A 20,834-nucleotide genomic window follows, 5' to 3' on the forward strand; every position below is an offset into this window, starting at 1 on the left:
AACACAAGTTATGAAAATGTTTAGAAATTTAAGTTTGCTGGTAGCCTTGGTGCTATTTTCTGTTGCAACAACGTTTGCACAAAAGTTGCCTAACATACACATATTGGCAACAGGGGGTACTATCGCCGGAACAGGTGCCTCTTCTACCGGAACAAATTACACTGCCGGACAAGTAGCTATCGGGACATTGCTTTCAGCCGTTCCCGAAATTCAAAAGATTGCTAACGTAACCGGGGAACAAATCGTGAAAATCGGTTCTCAGGATATGACGGACGACGTGTGGTTGACTCTTGCCAAGACCATCAACAAATTATTGGCTAGAAAAGATATTGACGGTATCGTCATCACTCACGGAACCGACACGATGGAAGAAACGGCTTACTTCTTGAATTTGGTAGTGAAAAGCAACAAACCCGTCGTTCTTGTCGGGGCAATGCGTCCCTCTACCGCCCTCAGCGCGGACGGACCGTTGAATCTTTACAACGCCGTAGTTGTTGCCGGAGCGAAAGAATCCATTGGTAAAGGCGTACTGGTTGCCATGAACGGACTCGTTATCGGTGCGCAAAGCGTGCTTAAAATGAACACTATCGACGTGCAAACGTTCCAAGCACCGAACTCAGGGGCTCTCGGCTACATCTACAACGGTAAAGTATTCTATAACCAAGCCACGTTGAAAAAACACACCAGCCAATCCGTGTTCGACGTGACCAACTTGAACGCGCTTCCGAAAGTAGGTATCGTTTATAGCTACTCCAACATGGAAGGTGATGTTGTTAAAATGATGGCTAACAGCGGTTACAAGGGTATCATTCATGCCGGTTTGGGTAACGGTAACATTCACAAGAATGTATTCCCGGAACTGATTAATGCGCGGAACAAAGGTATTCTTATCGTTCGTTCCACCCGCGTACCGACAGGTCCTACCACCCTTGATGCAGAAGTGGATGACAATCAATACAAGTTCATCGCTTCTCAAGAATTGAACCCCCAAAAGTCCCGTATTTTATTAATGTTAGCGTTGACGAAAACCAGTGATTGGAAACAAATCCAACAATACTTCAACGAATACTAACCAACTGAAAACAATACAGGTAGAAGGTCGTAGCCGCGTATAACGACACGACCTTCTACCATAATAAAGCAGAACATGAAAAAATTAGCCATATTAATAGTCGTTATGGGGTTCGGTGCGAGTGCATTCGCGCAAAGCTCTCCCAAGGAAAAAACACTTTTTGAACGAGTAAGCAATGTCGAGAAAAAAATCGACTGGTTCAACTTCTACCTGAATATGCAAGGGTCATTCGACGCCAGCTTCAATTATGACAGGAACGGATTGAGCGAAGCAGCTTTCAAGATGCGTCAATTCCGTATCGAGGCAAAAGGTAACATTACCCCGTGGTTGTCCTATCGCTGGCGGCAACGTTTGAACCGCGGTAATAACGGTAGCGGTACGATTGACAATATGCCGACCTCTATCGATATTGCCGGTATCGGGGTAAAACTAAACGACCAATTCTCTTTCTTCGCGGGAAAACAATGTGCCGCTTACGGAGGTATTGAATTTGACCTTAATCCTATTGAAATCTACGAGTATAGCGACATGATCGAGAACATGAGCAATTTCATGACCGGATTGAACATCGCTTACCAAGTTGATGATAATCATCAGATACAATTCCAAATTTTGGATAGCCGTAATAATTCATTTGAAGATACTTACGGAAAGAACCTTGAAGACGGAAGAGCCCCGTTACTTTATACCATAAACTGGAACGGTAGTTTATTCGACGGTTTCTACAAAACCCGTTGGTCTGCATCCATTATGTCCGAAGCAAAAGACAAACAAATGTATTACTACGCGTTAGGTAACGATTTTACCTTCTCCAAGAAAGTAAACGCGTTCGTGGATTTCATGTATTCCGACGAGGACATTGACCGCAAAGGTATCATGACCGGTATCGTGGGACTAGAAGATGAACACAACGCTTTCAACGCCAAATACATGTCATTGGTAGCCAAGGTAAACTATCGTTTCTTACCGAAATGGAACGTTTTCATGAAAGGAATGTATGAAACCGCGTCTATCTTCAAAGCTACCGAAAATGTAGAAAAAGGTAAATACCGCACCTCATACGGTTACTTGGCAGGTGTTGAATTCTACCCGATGGAATCCAATTTGCACTTCTTCTGTACTTTCGTGGGACGTAGCTACAATTTCACCGATCGCGCTAAAGTACTCGGTCAAAACAATTACAACACGCAAAGAGTAGAAGTCGGGTTTATCTATCAATTACCGATGTTCTAATACTTTAGTTTATAAAAAACAAGGAGGTGTGTCTGTAACATACCTCTTTTTTTATCCCCTTATCTTCACTTTATTTTGAAATTATTAAAATGGTATTACTTTTGCGGAGAAATTAACGAGTGAAACCAACATTTCAAATTAAACACATATGAAAAGGACTAATTTATTCACCATTTTAGTATTGAGCGGAAGTATCATTCTTTCCGGATGCGCTTCCATGAGTAACACGGGTAAAGGTGCGGCCATCGGTGCCGGTGGCGGTGCGGCACTTGGCGCGGGCATCGGTGCCTTGGTAGGTAAAGGCAAAGGTGCGGCTATCGGTGCAGCCATCGGCGGTGCAGTGGGAGCCGGAACAGGAGCCTTGATCGGGAAGAAGATGGACAAGCAAAAGAAAGAACTGGAAGCTATCGAAGGAGCAAAAGTAGAAACAGTTACCGATGCCAATGACTTGCAAGCGATCAAGGTAACTTTCGACAACGGTATTCTTTTTGCCACTAATTCCAGCCAATTAAGCAATTCATCCCGCGATGCTTTGACGAAATTCGCCAATTCACTCAAAAACTCTCCCGACACGGATGTTACAATCTACGGGCACACGGATAACACGGGTACCCGTGAAGTAAACGAAAGAATATCCAAACAACGCGCGGACGCGGTAGCCAACTTCCTCGTGGGCAACGGTATTTCTCGCGCCCGTATCACAACCGAGGGACTTGCTTTTGACCAACCCGTCGCGGACAACAGTACAGCCGAGGGACGTGCGCAAAACCGCCGGGTGGAAATATACATCACGGCTAACGCCAACATGATTAAACAAGCAGAAGCAGGAACATTACAATAGAAAACTAAAAGATAAAAGTTAAAAACTAAAAGTTTGAGATAGCTTGAGGCTACTTCCCAACTTTTAGTTTTTATAAATCCTCACCACCTTTATCTCGTCTTTTCCTTCATCACAACGGTCTACCCACTCCCCGTCCGTGCCGACAATTCCCGAATCCCCGGCATAATACAATCCATCCGGATCTGTACCCGCGCAATTTACTCCTATCACGTGAGCTTTATTTTCTTTAGCCCTTTCCCGCAACAGCTTCTGCCAGTCTTCCCGACGGGAAGCCGGCCAATTCGCCACGTATACCGCCACGTCGTACCCCGTCGTGTTCCGGCTCCATTCAGCGAATCGCAAGTCATAACAAATATAAGTGGCTATCTTGAATCCCTTGTAATCAAAAATAAGTTGCCCTTCCCCCGGCGAGAAAGCTCCTTTTTTAAAACAATTGTGCTTGTCGTAATACAAACACTTCCCGTCCGGGAAAGCCACGATCAACCGATTGTAATACCGATCGCCTTCCGCGAATATCGTCGAACCCATCACCACCGCTTTTTTACTTACCGCCCACTTTTTCAACTTTTCACGTATATCCCCGTACCGGGCGGCAATCCCGGCTTTCTTATCCCCGCCTCCTTTCTTCATCTCGCAACCCGATGCAAACAACTCCGGGAACACAATTACGTCCGCCTCGCCACATCTCTCCACCCTCTCCCCGAACGCTTTCAGGTTTCCGTCCACATCACCCCATTGCAAGTGTGCTTGAATAAGGGCAACCCGTAAGGATTGCCCTCTCTTTGTTCCGGCGTACCCGGATACAACAAAAAACAACACACACATGAAAATCGTCAGTCGCATCATATCTTTAAATCATGAAAAGGCTTTCGCGAGTCCGCCTTTTCCGATAATTTCACTAAATTCCTTGTCCATTCTCGGGAGTGGGTATTCTCTGTCATTTAAATACGCCACCCGATTCTCCCAGTCGAATTTCAATGATTCACCGGAAGTATAGGCATCCGCGATAGCCCAGTCTACCAGAATCAGCAAACCGTGATTAATCGCCATACGATAGAAATCATGGTTTACCGACTTCACGATAACCAATTTCACCCCGACAGCCACCAACCCCGTGGCGGCGTGTTTCACCAACGGTCCGCGACCGAAGTTCTCCCCGGCTATGATAATATCACCCGGTTTCGCGTCCGTGGCAAAATTCTTATCCAACCCGGCGAACAGGTAAGGCTTGATCTCCTCCACCTGTTCCAATGTCAAACGGTACATCAATTTCTCCGCGAAAATCTGGTTACTCGAGATATTATCCACGTCCGCGTAATTCCATACCCCGTTCACCCTGCGATAATCATACCCGCCCAACATCACCGGCTCGACGGGTTTTACCTCGTATTTATAACGTGCTCCCTCGAAATGAATCACCGACGAGAGTTCCCCGCGTAAAGCGGTCATGGCAATCGTGGCGGGAGAAGCGATATATTTCTCCACGCCGGAGGCATTCGCACCCCCGATATACATGCTGTTCGCCGTCGATATCAAACGACTGTTCCCTGCCGAGGCAACATGTCCGACACCGAGGCACGGTCCGCAACTCGAACCCAATACCATCGCGCCCGAGTGCACGATCTTGTCAATAATACCTTCCTCTACCGCTTTCAAATAAATATCCCTTGAAGCGGGTACCACGAACAACTGGAAGCCGTCAGCGATACGCCTCCCGTCGAGAATCATCGACACCAGTCTTAAATCTTCCAAACGTCCCGAAGCACAAGCCCCGATCAATCCCTGTTGTATTTTTAAACCCTCCAATTCATCCACGCTTCGAATCTCTCCTTTTCGGGTATTGAATATCAAAGGAAAGACTTTCGCCAAATCAATTTCTATCGAATGGTCGTACACGGCTCCCTCGTCAGCCCAAACACCTCTCACGGCAGGCTCGTTGAAATAATCCGCCAACGTGTCGTCCGGCGGGAACGCGGCACTCACCACGCCCATTTCGGTAGACATATTGGCTATCGTCATACGGTCATCTATCGTCAACGACTCCACGCCCTCGCCGTGATATTCTATCGCCTGCCCGTTCACGTCAAGTTCCCCGAGGACACCTTTAATCCACAGTGCCAAGTCCTTCGCCAGAACACCTTCCGGCAGACGGTTCCTCAACACGATCTTTACCGTTTCCGGCACACGGAACCACATTTTCCCCGTCTTCCACGACACCGCGGTTTCCGTCTTATTGATACCCAAGGCAAACGCGTTGAAAGCTCCCGCCGTCGCCGTGTGCGAATCACACCCGACCACCAGCATGCCCGGTCGCACCAGCCCCGCCAGTATCTGGTGACCGATCCCGCTATCGCAATCGTAAAAATGTTCAATCCCCTGTTCCTCCACGAAATCCCGTATCGAGTTATACTCGAACGACAACTCGTGCATCAGCCCGGAGGCTTTCCCGTCCAGCACGATTACCACCCGCGACGGGTCGTGTACCTTCGTCCCGTGAATCCGCTCGAAAAGAAACCTGACCCTTGCCGAATTATCATGACTCATCACGAGATCCGGTTCCCGAACCACGACACTTCCTTTTTCCGCGTTTAATATTTTCTCTACAAATGTACGCAACATCGTCTTCGCTTTTAGTTTACCCTTTTATTTGATTTATGATTTATGATTTCTTGATTTATGATTGAATGGTTATTTTAATCTAAAATCGTAAATCATAAATCACAGAATCGATTCGCTTCTTTCACCACCGCCTCAACCTTCTCCACGTCGCTGTAATACTGCTCGTATTCCGGCAATCCCGGCACCCCGCCCATCGACACGTCCGGGTTACGGTACACCATCCGGCTATCCCTGCCGCTCTTGCCGCTCAAATGCACGGCATCCACCCCCGCGTCCAGTAACGAACGTGTATTCGCGGCGTTTACCCCGCTTCCCGCCATGACCTGTACGCGTCCGGCTGCCCGTTTTGTTAACGCTCTTATTTGCTCCAGTCCTTCCGCCACCGTGTTCCGCCCTCCCGAGGTCAGCACCCGGTAGCATCCCGCCCGAATCACGTCTTCCAGAGCCTCGTTCAAATCCCGCGTCATGTCTATCGCCCTGTGGAAAGTAACTTTCAACGGGGCGGCAAGCTCCACCAGTTCACGGGTACGTTCCACGTCCACCGTTCCGTCAGCCTTCAAAATTCCCAGCACGACACCGTCCGCGCCGCTCTCCTTCACGTGCCGTATCTCCTCTTTCATCAACTCAAATTCTTGCCCGGAATAAAGAAAGTCCCCGCCTCTCGGGCGAATCATCACGTAAAGTTCTATGGACAACAGTTTCCGTGCCATACGGATTATCCCAGCCGACGGTGTCGTCCCCCCGTCATACATCGCCGCACACAACTCCACCCGGTCGGCACCTGCCGTTTGGGCATTCACGCACGATTCCAGTGAAAACGTGCAAACCTCAACCTCGATATTTCTCTTCATTTCCTTACAATCTTCTTAACGCAAAATCCGTTTCATAACACGAATATAAAGAAATAATCGACAACCTGCAAATAATTCAAGAAATTAGTTCTATCAATTCTGTGATTGAATGATTAAAAGAGTCGCCTTCGGCGAGTTGCAGGTTGCTTTCCCCGCGTTAGGGGCTGTATCCCAGCTCCTCCTCTGTTTATAGAGGAGGTGGACGCGAAGCGGACGGAGGAGTTCAATCTAAAATCTAAAATTTAAAATCTAAAATCAAAATACTCGTTCGGCGAGAACCCGTCGTTATCCGCCGTGCCGAAGAAAGGGTACAAGTGGTACGCGTCGCCGCCCGGCAGCGTAAACTCCGCCCAACCGCCGGCACGGATACTCGCCAGCGGGGGATTGCCCGGCAGGAGGACGAGCGGCACGACGCGTTGCAGCGAGGCGGGATACAGTTCCTGCACGAAAATCACGTGCAACAAATCCGTCGGGCGTGCCGTCGGGACGTTCCGGTCGTCTTTCCACCACAGATTTACCGTCGAGCCGGAAGTCATCATCGTCATCACCGGGGGCAACGACAATCGCCCCACGCTCGCCTTGAAATGCCGGAAATCCGTGATTTTCCCCTCCAGCCCCAAGCACCCGGCGTTCACCCGCTGGCGGAAATTATCGTGCGACATCCCCGTGATCCCGAGGTCGCGGAAACCGCACTTCCACACCGGCAGCTCCTCGTACACGTCCTTCACGTGCGTCGCGTGCACGCGGTTGCCGGAAAAATTCGTCGTGCTCCTCGCCCGCCCCTCCGTCATCACCCAGTTGTCGCCCGAGCATCCCGGACGCTTCGACAGGCAGCAACGCAACTTCCCGTTTTGCATGAAAAACGTGTAACCGCCCACCCGTATCCTGTCTACTTGCCCCGCCAAAAGGGGCGCGAATCGTGCATCCATGATAATAAAATTTTAGTCGCCCGCGGGCGAGTACCTGTAATCTAAACTGCCGGATAAATGTGCTGCCGACTACACCCGGGCATTAACGCATGGCTGTTCGAATAGCTATTTGCCGGTAACCGTTCCGGCTTGGGACATATATGCAATGGGAACGGGATGCGGGGACGGCCGGGATGACCCGACTCCATCCCTGTGCATCATTGAACATCTTTTTCCAGAATGGCATAATTCCAATTGTTTTCAAGTGTTACTATTTGAATGCTCCGATGTCCGTTTCCCGAGTCAACAACAAGAGAAACGGGCGTCGGAGGTAGTGAAAATTCATGTCACTTATCTTCGGTTACAGTTTCAATGTACCGTTTTCTACTGCTCATCACTCGTCGAGGTCGTCATTTATGTCTGTACCGTTCCATTCGTTATTCATGGTCACAGTTACCTTAGCGTCGTTGGAAGACTTTTCCGAAATTAGATTTCCGGATGCGTTGGTCTTGTGGTTGCGCTGTATGGGCACTCCGGCCGGGATGTCAACAGACTTCAACTCCGTGGGATTCGAATCCTGCTTGGCAAACGCCAGACTAATCTGCCCCAGCGTTTCCCTCTCGGCGGAAGAAGTGAAGATCAAGTCGGAAAAGAGCGTAAAGTCATCAATGTTTACGTTGCCTGTCTGATAAATTTCGTCGGGAGAAACCGAATAATTGCCGGAGGCGATTCCGGTCAATACATTGAACGTTTTCGGGACGGTGTAGCTTGCCGCCGTCATATATTTGCAAAGGTTATAAGCATCCTTCGTTTTCTCTTTGATGATGAGTTTGGCAAACGGGCGTGTCAGACTGGTCGAGAGCGTGCCAGACTTTCCGGCTTGTTTCTCCAGCTCCGCGTGGCTGAAAAAGGCGTCACGGGCATCGCTGGTGAATTCTCCGTCCTTGACATAGTCAGTTCCGGTAATCGAAACGGCCCGCAGACCGTCGGCGGTGTTTGTCGCATAATACTTGTCGGCATAATGCGTGTAGGTTACGTCGCCGATTTTTGCGCTTGCATCCGTCGCGGCATTCGTCGCGATAAAGTCAGCCCAAAAAAGGCAGTCGTAAGTCGCATTGTCAATCGTAAACTCGAATACCACGTTGTCGCCGGACAGACCGGCCTTTTCCTCGCGGTATTTCAACACAGGGCTTACGTCTTTTGTCCATACTTCGAGGATGCAGCGCAGTTGGTGGCTGTTTACGGAAGGCAGTGCCCGTGTACCGATTTGCGCGAAATCTCCGGGCAGCGAGGCGGTAAGGGTGACACGGTTGGCGTCGATGGTGTCGGTTTGCAGCGCGTCGGTTTCGTCTTGGCTGCACGAGGTCATCAGCCCCACGAGGGCGATAATCCAGAGGTAAAGATGATACTTTTTCATGTGCTTGATAATTTTGATTTTTAATTTATTGGTAATTCACTCTTTTTATCAATGTAGCAGACCGTCGAGGTCCACGTCTATATTCCCGTCAAAATCGTCGTCTATGTCCACGCCTCCCTGCATCTCGTTGGTGAGGAAACGGGCACGGACTGTGGTGAGGTGTCCCCGGCGGTAGGGCACTTCCAGCCCGGTGGTGCGACTGATGACGTTGCCGCCGCTGTCGCGTATTTCCATCGAGAGGCTGACGAACGATTCCGTGCCGTTCACAAACACGAAATCCGTTCCGATGGTGCATTCCTCCTGCCCGTCCGCAGGGACGGTGAGCGGGGTGGTATAGGCAATGCCCGTCCGCGAGTCCGCGGGCTTGCCCGTGAGGACGTTGAACACCGTGGGGAGATAGAAGCCGTAGGAGAACGTAATCGTAAATGTTTCATCGTCGGCACGTTGCTTCTTTGTCTTGCGGAGGAAGTCTTTCACGTCGGTAGCGATAATCTCGTACTTCGCCAGCGGGCGCACCATCTCCACTTTCACCTGAACCTTCGCGTTCCACTTGTCGCGGTACTGCCGCAAGTCGAGGGCGGTGGTGCCGTAGAGGCAATCGCGGTACGGGGTGCTACCCGTATAGGGGTCGCGGCAGGCGACGCGTTGCAAGTCCCCGGTGTCGTAATAGAGGTCGTCCGTCGTGCCAGCCGCCACGTGGTCCGTCCACACGGCGAGGGTGTATTCCACGGCGTGCAGTTTCAGCCGGACGGGCAGCGTGATTTTCCTGTCGCCGTCGTCTTCGGCATCATCCATCACCGTCACCTGCCGGGATTCCGGCTTGCCGCCGCGCCACGCCTCGACGATGAAGCGGCGGCGGTATCCCGTCGGCTCCCCGCCGCGGGCATTCTTCCCCGTGACGATTTCCAGCGGGACAAGCTCCATATCGAGCGTCACTTCGGTATTGACTTCAACGAGCGTGGGGTCAACGCCCTCTTCGCCGTCTTCCGTCATGGACGGGTAGTCGTGTACACAACCGGCAAGGACGATTGTCAGCACAAGGGCGATAAATCCTATCGTGTATTTCCGTTTCATAAGCCGTTACTTTTTAAGGTTAAAGCGATAGACCACGGAAAGCCCCAAGCGGGTAATGCCCCAGTAATTCTTCGTCCGGGTATCTATCCGCGCGCCGTTATCTATATTATAATAGGTATCGTGCTTCATGTTGGCATACCCCGCTCCCAGCGTGAACTCACCCGCCCAGCGTCCGCCGAACAGCAACAGGTAGCCGTAGCTTATACCCGCGCCAAGGAGCGGACGGCCAGCGTCCTGATAACGGTCGCTCTTCCACTTCACGTTGAACCATCCCACGTGGGCGTGCATGCCGAAGAAATGCCCTTCACCCGGTGTCGCGAGCCAGTAACGTGCCTCGGGCTGGATGGCAAAGGTTTTGACAGCGTGCTTCCCGCCCGCGTGCCACGGGCTCCACGCCACGGGCAATTCCACCGACCATCGCCGTCCTACCCGCACTTCCGCGGCGATGTTCATCACCGCCGCCGCCCACGCCACCGCGTTGGTCTTCACCGCGATGAACGACAAGCTCGGCACCACCGCCTCTACCGTCGCCGATGGGCGACGCCCGTACGCCGCCAGAGATTCCCGCCACCCGCGTTCCCGCCGGATTTCCAGTGCCTCGAGATTCCTCACCCGTTCCGCCCAAGCGGCATCCGTTACCGCGGTGTCCGCGACTGCCGTTCCCGACGTCCCCCCGCGAGAATACGCCAGAAACGGGAAGAGCAACAAGAGTGTTATGGTTATTGTTTTCATACGCGTGCCGATTTCTATTATTAAATCATCGTTTAATGATACGATAAATCGAGAATTTGTCACGAGTGATGTCATTCCCGTAACTAATTGTGTATTAAAATCAACTAAAATTAGGCTACATGGTTGTATTTTCGAAAAATGTTAATATATTTGTGTATCATTAAACGATCGTTTAATAATTTCCCCGCCACAAACACAACTTCCAACAATACACCATCTTTGGATGCTTCTCGCATCCTCCTTGAAGTCTTCTTTTTTATTAACACTTTTTCACCTATCAATAACCTACTGATGACCTAAGTATATCAAGTCATCAGCAAGTGATCAGCAGATGATCATCAGGTGACCTCCAAAAAGAGCCCCCGGGGAGGCGAGGGAAATACAACATAAAACCAATGTGTATCAGCAATGTACTAATGTTAATATTTTAACAGAATGTGGATAAAAAAGATAGAGTCGAGAGATGTTTCCTGCCGGACAATGAAAACGTGTAATTATTTTTAACATTCAATATTGTAATATTTGTTGGATTAATTAAAATTAATTTAAAATTAATTCGTTTTTTTCTTGTTTTCTATTTTTCAATATTGTAATATTGCAGAATCAACGACGGGACAATCCCGCCGCGAGGATAGGCACTTACATCCCCCGCCGGCAGACGCCGGGATGACCGAACAAAAAAACTACTATTAAAAATTACAACTATGGCAGACTTCAAATCCGTCATCGCCCTCGAGATGAGCGGCACCATCGGCGACAAGACCATCCGCACGCTACCGAGCGGTAAAATGAGTATCAACCAGAAAGCGGCTTCCCCCACCTTCGACGACAAGGAAGTGGAAGAGGCACGCGACCTACGAATCAAGGGATTCGGCGCCGCCGGGCATATCGCCCCGCTCGTGACCGACGTCACTCGCCTCGGGCTGCCCGGGCGGAAACGGGGTGAAACGCCCTCCACGCGATTCATGCAAGAGAACGCCAAAACCCTCTGCGACGCCGTGCGCGACGAGCAGGGAGAACTGCAACGCGTGTACGACTTCAGGGAAATGGTGCTCGCCACGGGCAACATCAAACCCGTCGCCATCACCGCCACCATCGACGCGGAAACGAACAAGATAGTGTTCGAGCAAACCGCCGACACGACACCGTCGAGCGGCACGCGTCACCCGGACGACATGGCGTACGGCTACGTGTTCGACGGCACCAACGAGGAAGGAGAACTCGTACCGCTCCGCGCCCGTTCCGAGTCGGGCTCCACCTCGTTCGCCATCCCCGCCGGGTGGGACAAGACGAACTTGTTCATCTACACGCTCGTGAAATTCCACGAGGGCAAAAAATCGTCGGCAAGCACCTGCATCTACCCACCCGCCGCCGTGCGCGACGCCCTCGTCCGCGTCACCATGGACGAGAGGGAGATTCCCACCGCCACCGGGCAAGACAACGACGCCCCCGCCCGCCGCGAGGTCACCGTCCACCTCGTGAAGACCGCCCAGAAACGGGAAACTCCCAACATCACCCCCCGCGACGACGTGTACGCCGTCATCATCAACACCGCCAACGACCGCGTGAAGCTACACCCCCTCGGCAAACGAGGCAAAAGGGGCAATTTCAGGGTAACCCTGCCCGAGGGATGGGAGGCTGCCGACCTGCTCGTGTACACGGTCGCCGTGCTCCACGACCTGTCGCGGGCATCCGTGCCCCGCTGCCATAACGCCCCGGGCGGCGCCGACATCCCCGACGTGACCGTCACGCGCGACAAGACCGCCCTCGCGTTCGCCGCCGCCGAAGCCCGTGACAACTCGGACAACGAGGACGACGCCCGGCGACTGTACGCCGCGGTGCTCGACGCGCGACTGCGTTCCATCGACCTCGTGCCGCTACACGGGAGCCACGCCAACACACCCGCCGCGTTCACGCCCCCCGCGGAATCGTTGAAACGCTTCCGCTTCCTCTACGCCATCGCCGTCACCGGCGAGGGAAAGAGCGGGACGAAACAATTAGCAATTGAAAGTTGAAAATTGAAAATTGAAAATTGGAAAAAGGGGAGGGAGATTTTTGATTTTAGATTTTAGATTTTAGATTTTAAATTGAATGATTAAAAGAGTCGCCTTCGGCGAGTTACAGGTTGCATTTGCCCTTGGCAAGTTGCAGGTTAATTTACTTGTATTAGGGGCTGTAACTAGCTCTCCCTCTGTTTATAGAGGAGGAGCTGGAATACAGTCCCTAACGCAGGGGAAGCAACCTGTAACTTGCCGAGGGCAAATGCAACCTGTAACTCGCCGAAGGCGACTAAAAATCACAAATCTAAAATTCCTCAATCACCGAAGGCGACTAAAATTCCATCCCGAATAATTCCATGAAATACCGTTTCACGGCGTCTTTCACCTCTTGCATCGGAACGTCGTGTCCCAGCTCTTTAGCGATGGACGTCACCCCCTTGTCAACGAAACCGCACGGATTGATATAATTGAAATAGTTCAAATCGGTGTTCACGTTCAGCGCGAAACCGTGCATGGTCACGTAACGGGAGCACTTTATCCCGATGGCACATATCTTGCGGGCACGGGGCGTACCCGTGTCAATCCACACGCCCGTGGCTCCCGCCAGCCGTTCCCCGCGGATGCCGTATTCCCCGATGACACGGATCACGACCTCTTCCAGACGCTCCACGTAGTCTTTCACCCCCACCCCGAAATTAGCCATGTCCACGATCGGGTACACGACCAGTTGTCCCGGTCCGTGATACGTGATGTCGCCGCCCCGGTTTACCTTCACGAACTCGGCATGCGCCGCCTGCAACTGTATCGCGCCAATCAGCATATTCGCCTCGTTTCCGCTTTTCCCGAGCGTGTACACGTGGTTATGCTCCACGAAAAGCAAGTAGTTTTCCGTTTCCTCCCCCCGCAACTTCGCGGCAATCACCCGCTCGTGCAATTCTTCCTGCTTCTTCCATACCGGCATGTAACTTGCCGTACCCAAGTCAAAAAACTTTGTCTTTTTCATGTTCAGTTTATAAGGTTTATAAAGTTTATAAGGTTCATAAAGTTCATGGTATCTTAATAGACTTTATGAACTTTATAAACCTTATGAACTTTATGAACTCATTTTACATGCTTCTCCGCGTGATAACTCGACCGCACCAACGGACCGCTCTCCACGTGGCGGAATCCCTTTTCCAGCCCGATACGCCCATACTCCTCGAAAATCTCCGGGGTCACGTACTCTTTCACTTCCAAGTTCGCGGATGTCGGCTGAAGGTATTGCCCGATGGTCATCACCTTGCATCCCGCGGCACGCAAATCGTCCATCGTCTGTAATATCTCCTCCCGCGTTTCTCCCAACCCCAGCATAATACCCGACTTGGACACGATTCCCGACTCGCTCACCTGACGGATCACTTCCAGCGAGATATCGTATTTCGCGCGGCTCCGCACGCTATCCGACAATCGCCGCACGGTTTCCAGATTATGGGATATTACCTCCGGACGGACGTCTATTACCTGTTGCACCAGTTCCCGCCGTCCTTGAAAGTCGGGGATCAAAACTTCCATCGTCGTGTTCGGGTTCTCCCTCTTCACGGCTTCGATCACCCGCACCCAATGCCCCGCGCCCAAATCTTCGAGATCATCGCGATCCACCGAGGTTATCACGGCATGTTTCAATTCCAGCAACTTCACGGAGTTGGCTATATTCTCCGGTTCCCGCGGGTCAAGCGGAGCCGGACGCCCTGTCGCCACGTTGCAGAATTTACACGAACGCGTACACACGTCGCCACCGATCATGAACGTGGCTGTACCCGCTCCCCAGCATTCCCCTTGGTTCGGGCACATCCCGCTCGTGCAAATCGTGTGCAAGTTATGTCCTCGCACGATGTTTAAAACTCCCGTGGACAACTGTCCCATCGGTAACTTAATTTTCAACCATTCCGGTTTACGTCTATTATTACAACAAGCCATAACGCTTTATTTTTTACAATCAAACGCGAATATACTTTTTTTTCTCCTCCCAACGCAACCTTTTTATATTTCCTGCATCTATTGAATGTGACTAAGTAATAAAAATGGGTTATAAAAAAGTGGACTCACGAAGTAGTTCCAATTTTAGGGTTAGTAGTAAATAGTGGTAAAAAGGGTGTGTTAAAAACACACCTTTTTTATTCCAAGACAATCGGTATCCCCTTGTAATAATCCAATATCTTCAACCGGAAGAGATAGTCGTACTTCGCTTGAATACGATCGGAAACGGCTTTTTGCAAAAGCGTTTTGACCTCGTTAAATTCAACCCCGGTAGCCTTGCCTTCCTCGTATTTCCGCTCCGTGAGGCGATAGGATTCCTCGGCAGCTTCCACGGCGGTGGCACTGGAGAGGTAAGTGGATTGGGCGGCAATGGCACTGTAATAGGCTTGTTGTATCTCCTTGAACAAGGCTTTCTTGGCGGCATCGAGCATGAACGATTGGTTCTGCATCTGCAAACGGGCACTCTTTACCTTGTCACGCGTTTCCATACGGTTGAAAATAGGAATGGTCAGCGTGAAACCGAACGATTTGTTCATGTTGTTGGTGAACTGGCTGCTGAACGAGGGGCTGTCGAAGTTCGCCACGGTATAGTAGCCCGTGGTAATCCCGGCGGCAAATTCCAACTGCGGGTACAAGGCACTTTGGGCAATACGGATACTCCGTTCGGCTCCCGCCACGCGATGTTGGGCGGCACGCACGATAGGTTTCGACACGACGGCAATATCGTAAATATCCTGTGGCGGGGTGAGCAACTCGAACGTGGGCTCCATGTCGGGAGCGACAATAGCGAACAGCTCCGGCGAAGGCAGTTCCAGTATCTGGCTAAGATCGAGCAGGGCGAGTTTACGATTGTTCTCCGCTTGAACGGCAGTCACCCGATCTTGTGCCAAGCGGGATTTCGTTTCATAGAACGCTGACGTGGAAACTTTGCCCACCTCGTGCAGGCGTTTCATCCGGTGGTGCTGCGCCTCGCTCACTTTTAACTGCGCGGCGGCAACCTTGCTGATTTCCTCCGCGAAAAGAACTTGCAGGAAAAGGGATGTGACCTGCATACTAACATCTTCACGCGCTTTTTTGAGGTCTTCCATCGCGGCATCGAGGTTGAGTTTCGCCAACGCTATATTGTGAGTGATCTGCATCCCGGAGAAAAGGGACACGCTGGTTGCCGCCTCGAAACTGGTATTACGGGTGTTACGGTCGAAATAGGTGTTATCCAGCGGGGACGCCACACGCCCATAGCTGAACGACTGTCCCGCCCTCGCCCCCAAGTTCGGCAGGCGGCGGAATTTGGCGGTATGAACTTCTATCTCTTGACGGTCGAGGGCAATCTCCCGTTGTTTGATCTCGATATTGTTGTCAAGGGCGTGTTCGACACATTGGCGGAGTGACCATTTTTCTTGTGCCCCCGCCCCGAGGCTGACCAGCATCGCCACGATTACAAATTTCGCTTTCATCATCATAGTGTGTTCGTTTTTTCGGTGCCGCGCACTTTATCGTCGGCGGTGATACCCTCTTTTACCTCTATCTTGATTCCGTCGCTGATGCCCAGCGTGACGGGACGACGCTCGAATACCTGATCGGGACGCGTACCGGTAAGGACATGAACGTAGTTTTTACCGTCCTTGAATTCCACGCAACTTTCCGGCACGGTCAGCACCCGCGGCGACCGCTGCAACACGATCTCGGCGTTGGCACTGTACCCGGAGCGTATGTAAACGGAATCGGGTATGGTGATAGCGGCTTTAATCTCGAAGAGGTTAGCCCCGTTTTCCTCCCTTGCGCGCGGGGATATGTACTCCAGACAGGCGTCAAACTGCATATCCTGCAAGGCACCGATCGTGAGCTTGATAGGCATCCCCTCGTGAACGCGTCCGACCTCGGTTTCATCAATCTTTCCCTTGAAGATCAAATCACTCATGTTCGCCACGATAGCGATAGTGGTTCCGTCGTTGAAAGTGTTGCTCATGATCACGGAATTACCGACTTTCACGGGGACGTCGAGAATCAACCCGTCGATCGTGGAACGAATCATAGTGTTGCTCGCCGAGGCACTCTTGCGGGAGATACCGTCACGCACGATATCAAGGGCATCGGCGGCGGTTTCCTTCTCCTCCTTGGATTGCGACAGGGCAACCTCGCATTTCTCGAACTCCTCTTTACTGATCAGGTCGTCCTTGTACAGCGTCTTCATGCGCTCGAACTCCTGCACCGCCTGCCTGTAATTGATGTCGGAAATACGCAGGCGGCTCTCGGCGGCACTCAACTGTCCCATTTCGGGGATTACTTTCACTTTGGCAATCACTTCCCCGGCACGAATCGGCTGCCCCGCTTCCTTGTAGACCTCGGCGATGATACCCGATATCTGCGGCTTGATCAATACCTCGTTACGAGGCTCCACCTTACCCGTCGCCACCGTGTTTTTCTCCACGTCGGTGACAACGGGAGTGACTATCTCGTACACCTTCTTTTTAGGTTGCGACTTCACGTACAGGAACCCGAACGTCCCGATAAATACAGCTACAATCAAAAGTAGCACAAAGATTTTAAAGAGCTTTTTCATATTTAAGATTTTAGATTTATGATTTAAGATTTCTCCCCGCTTGCTAACGCTTATGATTTAAGATTTATGATTTTAAATTCGCATGCCGCTTGTGCGGCTGGAATCATCAATCTAAAATCGTAAATCATAAATCACTGAATTATTTCATTCTTCCCGAATCGCGTCGATCGGTTTTATATTCATGGCACGGAACGCGGGAGCCAGTCCCGCGAGGCTGCCGAGCAATAACAGGATGAAGGTTGCACCGACGACCGTCCAGAACGAGATTTCAAAACCGGCATAATAGCCCTTGGCAGAAGTCACGCCGACGTTCATCAGTTCGAGGACGTAGACGGCAAGGGAAATACCCAGCATACCCGCCAGTCCGGTAAGCACCATGCTCTCGCTGATAACCTGCCCCATGATATCGTAAGGACGGGCGCCGATAGCACGCCGCACGCCAATCTCCCCGGTGCGCTCGCGCACGGTGATCATCATGATGTTGCTCACCCCGATCACTCCCGCCAGCAAGGTTCCCAAGCCGACAATCCATATCAACAGGTCGATACCTATAAACAGGTTCTCGTACAACTTGTATAACTTCTCCGCATTTATAAGGAGTACCGCCTGCGCGTCATTCGGGGCAATCATGTGGTTCTGCTTGACGACGCGTTCCGCTGCCGACTCTATCGTCTGAATCTTCACGCCCGGCTTGCCCGTCATGGCAATAAGGTGTACCGAGTTGCCCGTCTGATAGGTATTCTGCATGGTCGTGAACGGCAGGATAACGGTTTCTTCGGCATTCCCGCCGATATTGATGTCGCTGTCGATCGTTTCGACCACGCCAATCACTTGGTAATACACGCCATCCACGCGGATATACTTGCCCGTGGGATCTTCTCCCTTGGCAAACAGCGTTTCGTAAATACGAATACCGATCACGCAAACTTTACGCTGCTCGTTGACGTCGATGTCATTGAGGAAACGCCCGTACACGAGGGATTGATGCTCGATATTCTCGTAATCCTTCATCACGCCCTTGACTCCCCCGGTAAAAAACTTGTCTTCATACAATATATTATTATCCCCCCGACGACTGAAGAGCATCGGGACGATGTAAGCAATCTCCGGAATGTTGGAGCGCAGGATATCGACGTCTTTCACGTTGAGGCTCCAGTAACGTCCCTTGCGGAATCCCTTGTACGCCTCGCTTGTCGGGTGGGAACTGACAAAACAGGAGTTGGTGGCAAAACTGCTGAACGAACGCCCGATAAGTACCCGCATCCCGTTTCCCCCGCCAATCAGAACGATCAACATGAATATTCCCCAGAATACCCCGAACGCTGTCAGTATGCTCCGTGTCTTGTTGCGGGTGATCGTCATCATGATCTCTTCCCAACGGTCTAAGTCTATTATATTTCTCATAGTTAATCGGCTCTAAGTGCTTCAATCGGTTTAATTTGTACCGCCTTGCGTGCCGGGAAGAATCCCGCCAGCGTGCCCGCGATGACGAGCAGCACGATAAACGAAAGGGCGGTGCCCAATCCCACGGTGGGGTCTTTAAATATGGTAAATTGCAGGAAATCGGTAGACTCCGCCACGGCTTGGGCATCAAACAGGCGGGCTCCCCATTCCGTGAGAGCGATACCGCCGACCATACCGATATACCCGAAGAAGGTCGTTATAATGATCGACTCAAGGATTATCAGCCACAGGATTGACGCCGGGGACGCACCCAAAGCCTTGCGGATACCAAATTCTTTCGTGCGTTCCTTGACGGTGATCAGCATGATGTTGCTCACCCCGACCACACCGGAAAGCAACGTGAATATCCCGATCACCCAGATTGCGATCTGTATGATCTGTTGCGCGTCAAGGAATTGCAGGAAAAACGTGAAACGGTTCCACAGCCAGACAGCACTACGGTCGGTCGGGTCGAAACGGTGGTGCGCGGCAAGCACCTCCTTGTAGCTCTGCTCGAAAGCGTCGCCTTTCTCCCGTGTATCCAACCCCTTGGTGGTAAATAGAATCTGGTCGATTTTGTCACCCTTGATATACACGTTTTGCGCCGTGGTAAAAGGGATAAAAGCGTCTTGGTCATTGCGTTCCTTATTCTGCACGTAGACTCCCACGACCTTGTAAGCGATGCCGTTCACGTTCACGTATTCCCCGACGGCGTTCCGTCCCTTGAACAGGGTTTCCGCCGTCCGCGGATGAATCACGATCACCTTGCGCCGTTCGTCGAGGTCTAATTTATTAATAAACCTGCCGTTATTCTCCGCTACCCGGTACGGCTCGATTTCCACGTACGAGGGCTCCACGCCGACAAGACTGCACACGACGTACTCGTCGCCCTTGGAGATCGTACGATTGTTCATCTTGAGGATAGCCCCCGCCACACCCACGTGCGCGGGGAACTTGGTTTCCGTGTTCAGCATATCGGTGTTATCAAGTTGTATCACCCTTCCTTTCTGCATCCCCTCGAAAGTCTTGCTCGTGCGGGAACCGTATACCTTGATGGAATTTGTCGCCCGATCGGCGAAGTTACTCTGGAAGCCATTCATCAGCCCGTTGCCGGAGCCGAGTAACACGATCAGCATAAATATTCCCCACGCGACGGAAAAGCCCGTGAGGAAGGTACGCAGCTTGTTCCTGCGAACGGTACTGATAATCTCGTACCAAATGTCGAATCTTATTTTCATGTCGTTCGGTTTATTTCATGAGATCCTCTTTGCCGAACACCAACACGTCGTGGTTACGGTTGTCTTCCACCGCTTCGATCACGCCGTCTTTAAGGCGGATAATCTTGTTTGTCCGGTTGGCAACGCCACTCTCGTGCGTCACGACGATAACCGTCATACCCGTGTCGTTGACCTCTTTCAATATGTCCATCACCTCGACCGACGTCTTGCTGTCCAATGCCCCCGTGGGTTCGTCGGCAAGAATGATGCGAGGCTGCGAGATCAACGCCCGCGCGATAGCCACACGCTGTTTCTGCCCCCCGGAAAGCTCGTTAGGCATGTGGTGCCCCCACTCCTTCAAGCCAAGACGGTCAAGATATTCCAACGCCAACGCGTTACGCTTGCGACGGCTCACGTTCTGGTAGAACAACGGAAGCGCCACGTTCTCCATGGCATTCTTGAAAGAGATCAAGTTAAAAGACTGGAAAATAAAACCGATCATCCGGTTGCGGTATTCCGCCGCTCTCGTTTCACTCAAGTCACGGATCAATACCTCGTTCAGATAATACGCTCCCGTGTCGTAATTGTCGAGAATCCCCAGAATGTTGAGTAACGTGGATTTGCCGGAGCCGGACGAACCCATGATTGATACAAATTCCCCCCGCTCGATGTCGAGGTCTATGCCTTTCAGCACGTGCAACGGCGCACCGTTGTAATACGTTTTGTTTATGCCTTCTAAGTGAATCATCCCGTTAGTTGTTTAGTTTAGTGAATTGCTTTTTCTCATATACATACATTTTTTCTGAATAAATATTCGCACAACAATTAGCATTCCTTATCAATACACATGC

The 20,834-nt window shown here is 51.3% G+C and carries 19 protein-coding genes; 4 read left to right on the forward strand and 15 right to left on the reverse strand.

Annotated elements, in window-relative coordinates; translation table 11 throughout:
* The first annotated feature begins 10 nt into the window (after positions 1 to 10).
* The 3 genes from ansB (at position 11) to Q5866_RS08315 (ending at position 3,146) form a co-directional block, all read left to right on the forward strand.
* Positions 11 to 1,072 (forward strand): L-asparaginase 2, encoded by a 1,062-nt coding sequence (gene ansB, locus Q5866_RS08305; RefSeq protein ID WP_099292671.1) that lies wholly within the window; start codon positions 11 to 13, stop codon positions 1,070 to 1,072.
* A gap of 75 nt (positions 1,073 to 1,147) precedes the next feature.
* Complete coding sequence (locus tag Q5866_RS08310; RefSeq protein WP_099292672.1) at positions 1,148 to 2,305, forward strand: porin; 1,158 nt, start codon at positions 1,148 to 1,150, stop codon at positions 2,303 to 2,305.
* A gap of 148 nt (positions 2,306 to 2,453) precedes the next feature.
* Positions 2,454 to 3,146, forward strand: a complete 693-nt coding sequence (locus Q5866_RS08315) for an OmpA family protein (protein ID WP_227214853.1) — start codon at positions 2,454 to 2,456, stop codon at positions 3,144 to 3,146.
* 63 nt (positions 3,147 to 3,209) lie between these two features.
* Here Q5866_RS08315 and Q5866_RS08320 read toward each other — a convergent pair whose 3' ends face one another.
* From Q5866_RS08320 to Q5866_RS08355, 8 genes are all read right to left on the reverse strand, one after another.
* Positions 3,210 to 3,992, reverse strand: a complete 783-nt coding sequence (locus Q5866_RS08320; protein ID WP_303179813.1) for a nitrilase-related carbon-nitrogen hydrolase — start codon at positions 3,990 to 3,992, stop codon at positions 3,210 to 3,212.
* Positions 3,993 to 4,001: 9 nt separating this feature from the next.
* Positions 4,002 to 5,765: an aconitase family protein gene (locus Q5866_RS08325; RefSeq protein ID WP_303179814.1), complete on the reverse strand. Its 1,764-nt coding sequence runs from the start codon at positions 5,763 to 5,765 to the stop codon at positions 4,002 to 4,004.
* A 92-nt stretch (positions 5,766 to 5,857) separates the two neighbouring features.
* Positions 5,858 to 6,616, reverse strand: a complete 759-nt coding sequence (locus Q5866_RS08330) for a copper homeostasis protein CutC (RefSeq protein ID WP_303179815.1) — start codon at positions 6,614 to 6,616, stop codon at positions 5,858 to 5,860.
* 242 nt (positions 6,617 to 6,858) lie between these two features.
* The gene (locus Q5866_RS08335) at positions 6,859 to 7,545 is read right to left on the reverse strand and encodes a hypothetical protein (protein WP_303179816.1); all 687 of its coding nucleotides are present in this window, start codon (positions 7,543 to 7,545) and stop codon (positions 6,859 to 6,861) included.
* Between the two features lie 82 nt (positions 7,546 to 7,627).
* Positions 7,628 to 7,789 carry a hypothetical protein gene (locus Q5866_RS08340; RefSeq protein WP_303179817.1) on the reverse strand — a complete coding sequence of 54 codons (162 nt, stop codon included), beginning with the start codon at positions 7,787 to 7,789 and terminating at the stop codon, positions 7,628 to 7,630.
* A gap of 129 nt (positions 7,790 to 7,918) precedes the next feature.
* Positions 7,919 to 8,941 (reverse strand): DUF6562 domain-containing protein, encoded by a 1,023-nt coding sequence (locus Q5866_RS08345; protein WP_368502022.1) that lies wholly within the window; start codon positions 8,939 to 8,941, stop codon positions 7,919 to 7,921.
* 48 nt (positions 8,942 to 8,989) lie between these two features.
* Positions 8,990 to 10,015 carry a DUF6562 domain-containing protein gene (locus Q5866_RS08350; protein WP_303179819.1) on the reverse strand — a complete coding sequence of 342 codons (1,026 nt, stop codon included), beginning with the start codon at positions 10,013 to 10,015 and terminating at the stop codon, positions 8,990 to 8,992.
* A gap of 6 nt (positions 10,016 to 10,021) precedes the next feature.
* The gene (locus tag Q5866_RS08355; RefSeq protein ID WP_303179820.1) at positions 10,022 to 10,822 is read right to left on the reverse strand and encodes a DUF3575 domain-containing protein; all 801 of its coding nucleotides are present in this window, start codon (positions 10,820 to 10,822) and stop codon (positions 10,022 to 10,024) included.
* Positions 10,823 to 11,451: 629 nt separating this feature from the next.
* Between Q5866_RS08355 and Q5866_RS08360 the strand changes: the two genes are divergently transcribed.
* Complete coding sequence (locus Q5866_RS08360) at positions 11,452 to 12,762, forward strand: hypothetical protein (protein ID WP_303179821.1); 1,311 nt, start codon at positions 11,452 to 11,454, stop codon at positions 12,760 to 12,762.
* A 316-nt stretch (positions 12,763 to 13,078) separates the two neighbouring features.
* Here Q5866_RS08360 and lipB read toward each other — a convergent pair whose 3' ends face one another.
* The 7 genes from lipB to Q5866_RS08395 all read right to left on the reverse strand — a co-directional run bounded on the left by lipB (position 13,079) and on the right by Q5866_RS08395 (position 20,731).
* Positions 13,079 to 13,750: a lipoyl(octanoyl) transferase LipB gene (gene lipB / locus Q5866_RS08365; RefSeq protein WP_303179822.1), complete on the reverse strand. Its 672-nt coding sequence runs from the start codon at positions 13,748 to 13,750 to the stop codon at positions 13,079 to 13,081.
* A gap of 98 nt (positions 13,751 to 13,848) precedes the next feature.
* Positions 13,849 to 14,703 carry a lipoyl synthase gene (gene lipA / locus Q5866_RS08370; protein ID WP_099292681.1) on the reverse strand — a complete coding sequence of 285 codons (855 nt, stop codon included), beginning with the start codon at positions 14,701 to 14,703 and terminating at the stop codon, positions 13,849 to 13,851.
* A gap of 197 nt (positions 14,704 to 14,900) precedes the next feature.
* On the reverse strand, positions 14,901 to 16,217 hold the full coding sequence (locus tag Q5866_RS08375) for a TolC family protein (protein WP_099294599.1): 1,317 nt from the start codon (positions 16,215 to 16,217) through the stop codon (positions 14,901 to 14,903).
* A 2-nt stretch (positions 16,218 to 16,219) separates the two neighbouring features.
* Complete coding sequence (locus Q5866_RS08380) at positions 16,220 to 17,323, reverse strand: efflux RND transporter periplasmic adaptor subunit (protein WP_099292682.1); 1,104 nt, start codon at positions 17,321 to 17,323, stop codon at positions 16,220 to 16,222.
* A 144-nt stretch (positions 17,324 to 17,467) separates the two neighbouring features.
* A complete protein-coding gene (locus tag Q5866_RS08385) occupies positions 17,468 to 18,727 on the reverse strand; it encodes an ABC transporter permease (protein WP_099292683.1) in 1,260 nt (419 codons plus the stop codon).
* A gap of 2 nt (positions 18,728 to 18,729) precedes the next feature.
* Positions 18,730 to 20,004, reverse strand: coding sequence for an ABC transporter permease (locus Q5866_RS08390; RefSeq protein ID WP_099292684.1), 1,275 nt, complete (start codon positions 20,002 to 20,004; stop codon positions 18,730 to 18,732).
* Between the two features lie 10 nt (positions 20,005 to 20,014).
* Positions 20,015 to 20,731 carry an ABC transporter ATP-binding protein gene (locus Q5866_RS08395; RefSeq protein ID WP_186975644.1) on the reverse strand — a complete coding sequence of 239 codons (717 nt, stop codon included), beginning with the start codon at positions 20,729 to 20,731 and terminating at the stop codon, positions 20,015 to 20,017.
* Positions 20,732 to 20,834: the final 103 nt, after the last annotated feature.

It is taken from the genome of uncultured Butyricimonas sp., from assembly GCF_959596855.1.
GTDB classification, from domain to species: domain Bacteria; phylum Bacteroidota; class Bacteroidia; order Bacteroidales; family Marinifilaceae; genus Butyricimonas; species Butyricimonas muris.

What these genes read in the sequence shown, in the direction of transcription:
- Q5866_RS08320 (WP_303179813.1), bottom strand. Translation starts at nt 3,992, where the DNA reads ATGATGCGACTGACGATTTTCATGTGTGTGTTGTTTTTTGTTGTATCC.
- Q5866_RS08390 (WP_099292684.1), bottom strand. Translation starts at nt 20,004, where the DNA reads ATGAAAATAAGATTCGACATTTGGTACGAGATTATCAGTACCGTTCGC.
- Q5866_RS08325 (WP_303179814.1), bottom strand. Translation starts at nt 5,765, where the DNA reads ATGTTGCGTACATTTGTAGAGAAAATATTAAACGCGGAAAAAGGAAGT.
- Q5866_RS08350 (WP_303179819.1), bottom strand. Translation starts at nt 10,015, where the DNA reads ATGAAACGGAAATACACGATAGGATTTATCGCCCTTGTGCTGACAATC.
- Q5866_RS08385 (WP_099292683.1), bottom strand. Translation starts at nt 18,727, where the DNA reads ATGAGAAATATAATAGACTTAGACCGTTGGGAAGAGATCATGATGACG.
- Q5866_RS08395 (WP_186975644.1), bottom strand. Translation starts at nt 20,731, where the DNA reads ATGATTCACTTAGAAGGCATAAACAAAACGTATTACAACGGTGCGCCG.
- Q5866_RS08335 (WP_303179816.1), bottom strand. Translation starts at nt 7,545, where the DNA reads ATGGATGCACGATTCGCGCCCCTTTTGGCGGGGCAAGTAGACAGGATA.
- Q5866_RS08355 (WP_303179820.1), bottom strand. Translation starts at nt 10,822, where the DNA reads ATGACATCACTCGTGACAAATTCTCGATTTATCGTATCATTAAACGAT.
- lipA (WP_099292681.1), bottom strand. Translation starts at nt 14,703, where the DNA reads ATGGCTTGTTGTAATAATAGACGTAAACCGGAATGGTTGAAAATTAAG.
- lipB (WP_303179822.1), bottom strand. Translation starts at nt 13,750, where the DNA reads ATGAAAAAGACAAAGTTTTTTGACTTGGGTACGGCAAGTTACATGCCG.
- ansB (WP_099292671.1), top strand. Translation starts at nt 11, where the DNA reads ATGAAAATGTTTAGAAATTTAAGTTTGCTGGTAGCCTTGGTGCTATTT.
- Q5866_RS08315 (WP_227214853.1), top strand. Translation starts at nt 2,454, where the DNA reads ATGAAAAGGACTAATTTATTCACCATTTTAGTATTGAGCGGAAGTATC.
- Q5866_RS08375 (WP_099294599.1), bottom strand. Translation starts at nt 16,217, where the DNA reads ATGAAAGCGAAATTTGTAATCGTGGCGATGCTGGTCAGCCTCGGGGCG.
- Q5866_RS08345 (WP_368502022.1), bottom strand. Translation starts at nt 8,941, where the DNA reads ATGAAAAAGTATCATCTTTACCTCTGGATTATCGCCCTCGTGGGGCTG.
- Q5866_RS08310 (WP_099292672.1), top strand. Translation starts at nt 1,148, where the DNA reads ATGAAAAAATTAGCCATATTAATAGTCGTTATGGGGTTCGGTGCGAGT.
- Q5866_RS08360 (WP_303179821.1), top strand. Translation starts at nt 11,452, where the DNA reads ATGGCAGACTTCAAATCCGTCATCGCCCTCGAGATGAGCGGCACCATC.
- Q5866_RS08330 (WP_303179815.1), bottom strand. Translation starts at nt 6,616, where the DNA reads ATGAAGAGAAATATCGAGGTTGAGGTTTGCACGTTTTCACTGGAATCG.
- Q5866_RS08380 (WP_099292682.1), bottom strand. Translation starts at nt 17,323, where the DNA reads ATGAAAAAGCTCTTTAAAATCTTTGTGCTACTTTTGATTGTAGCTGTA.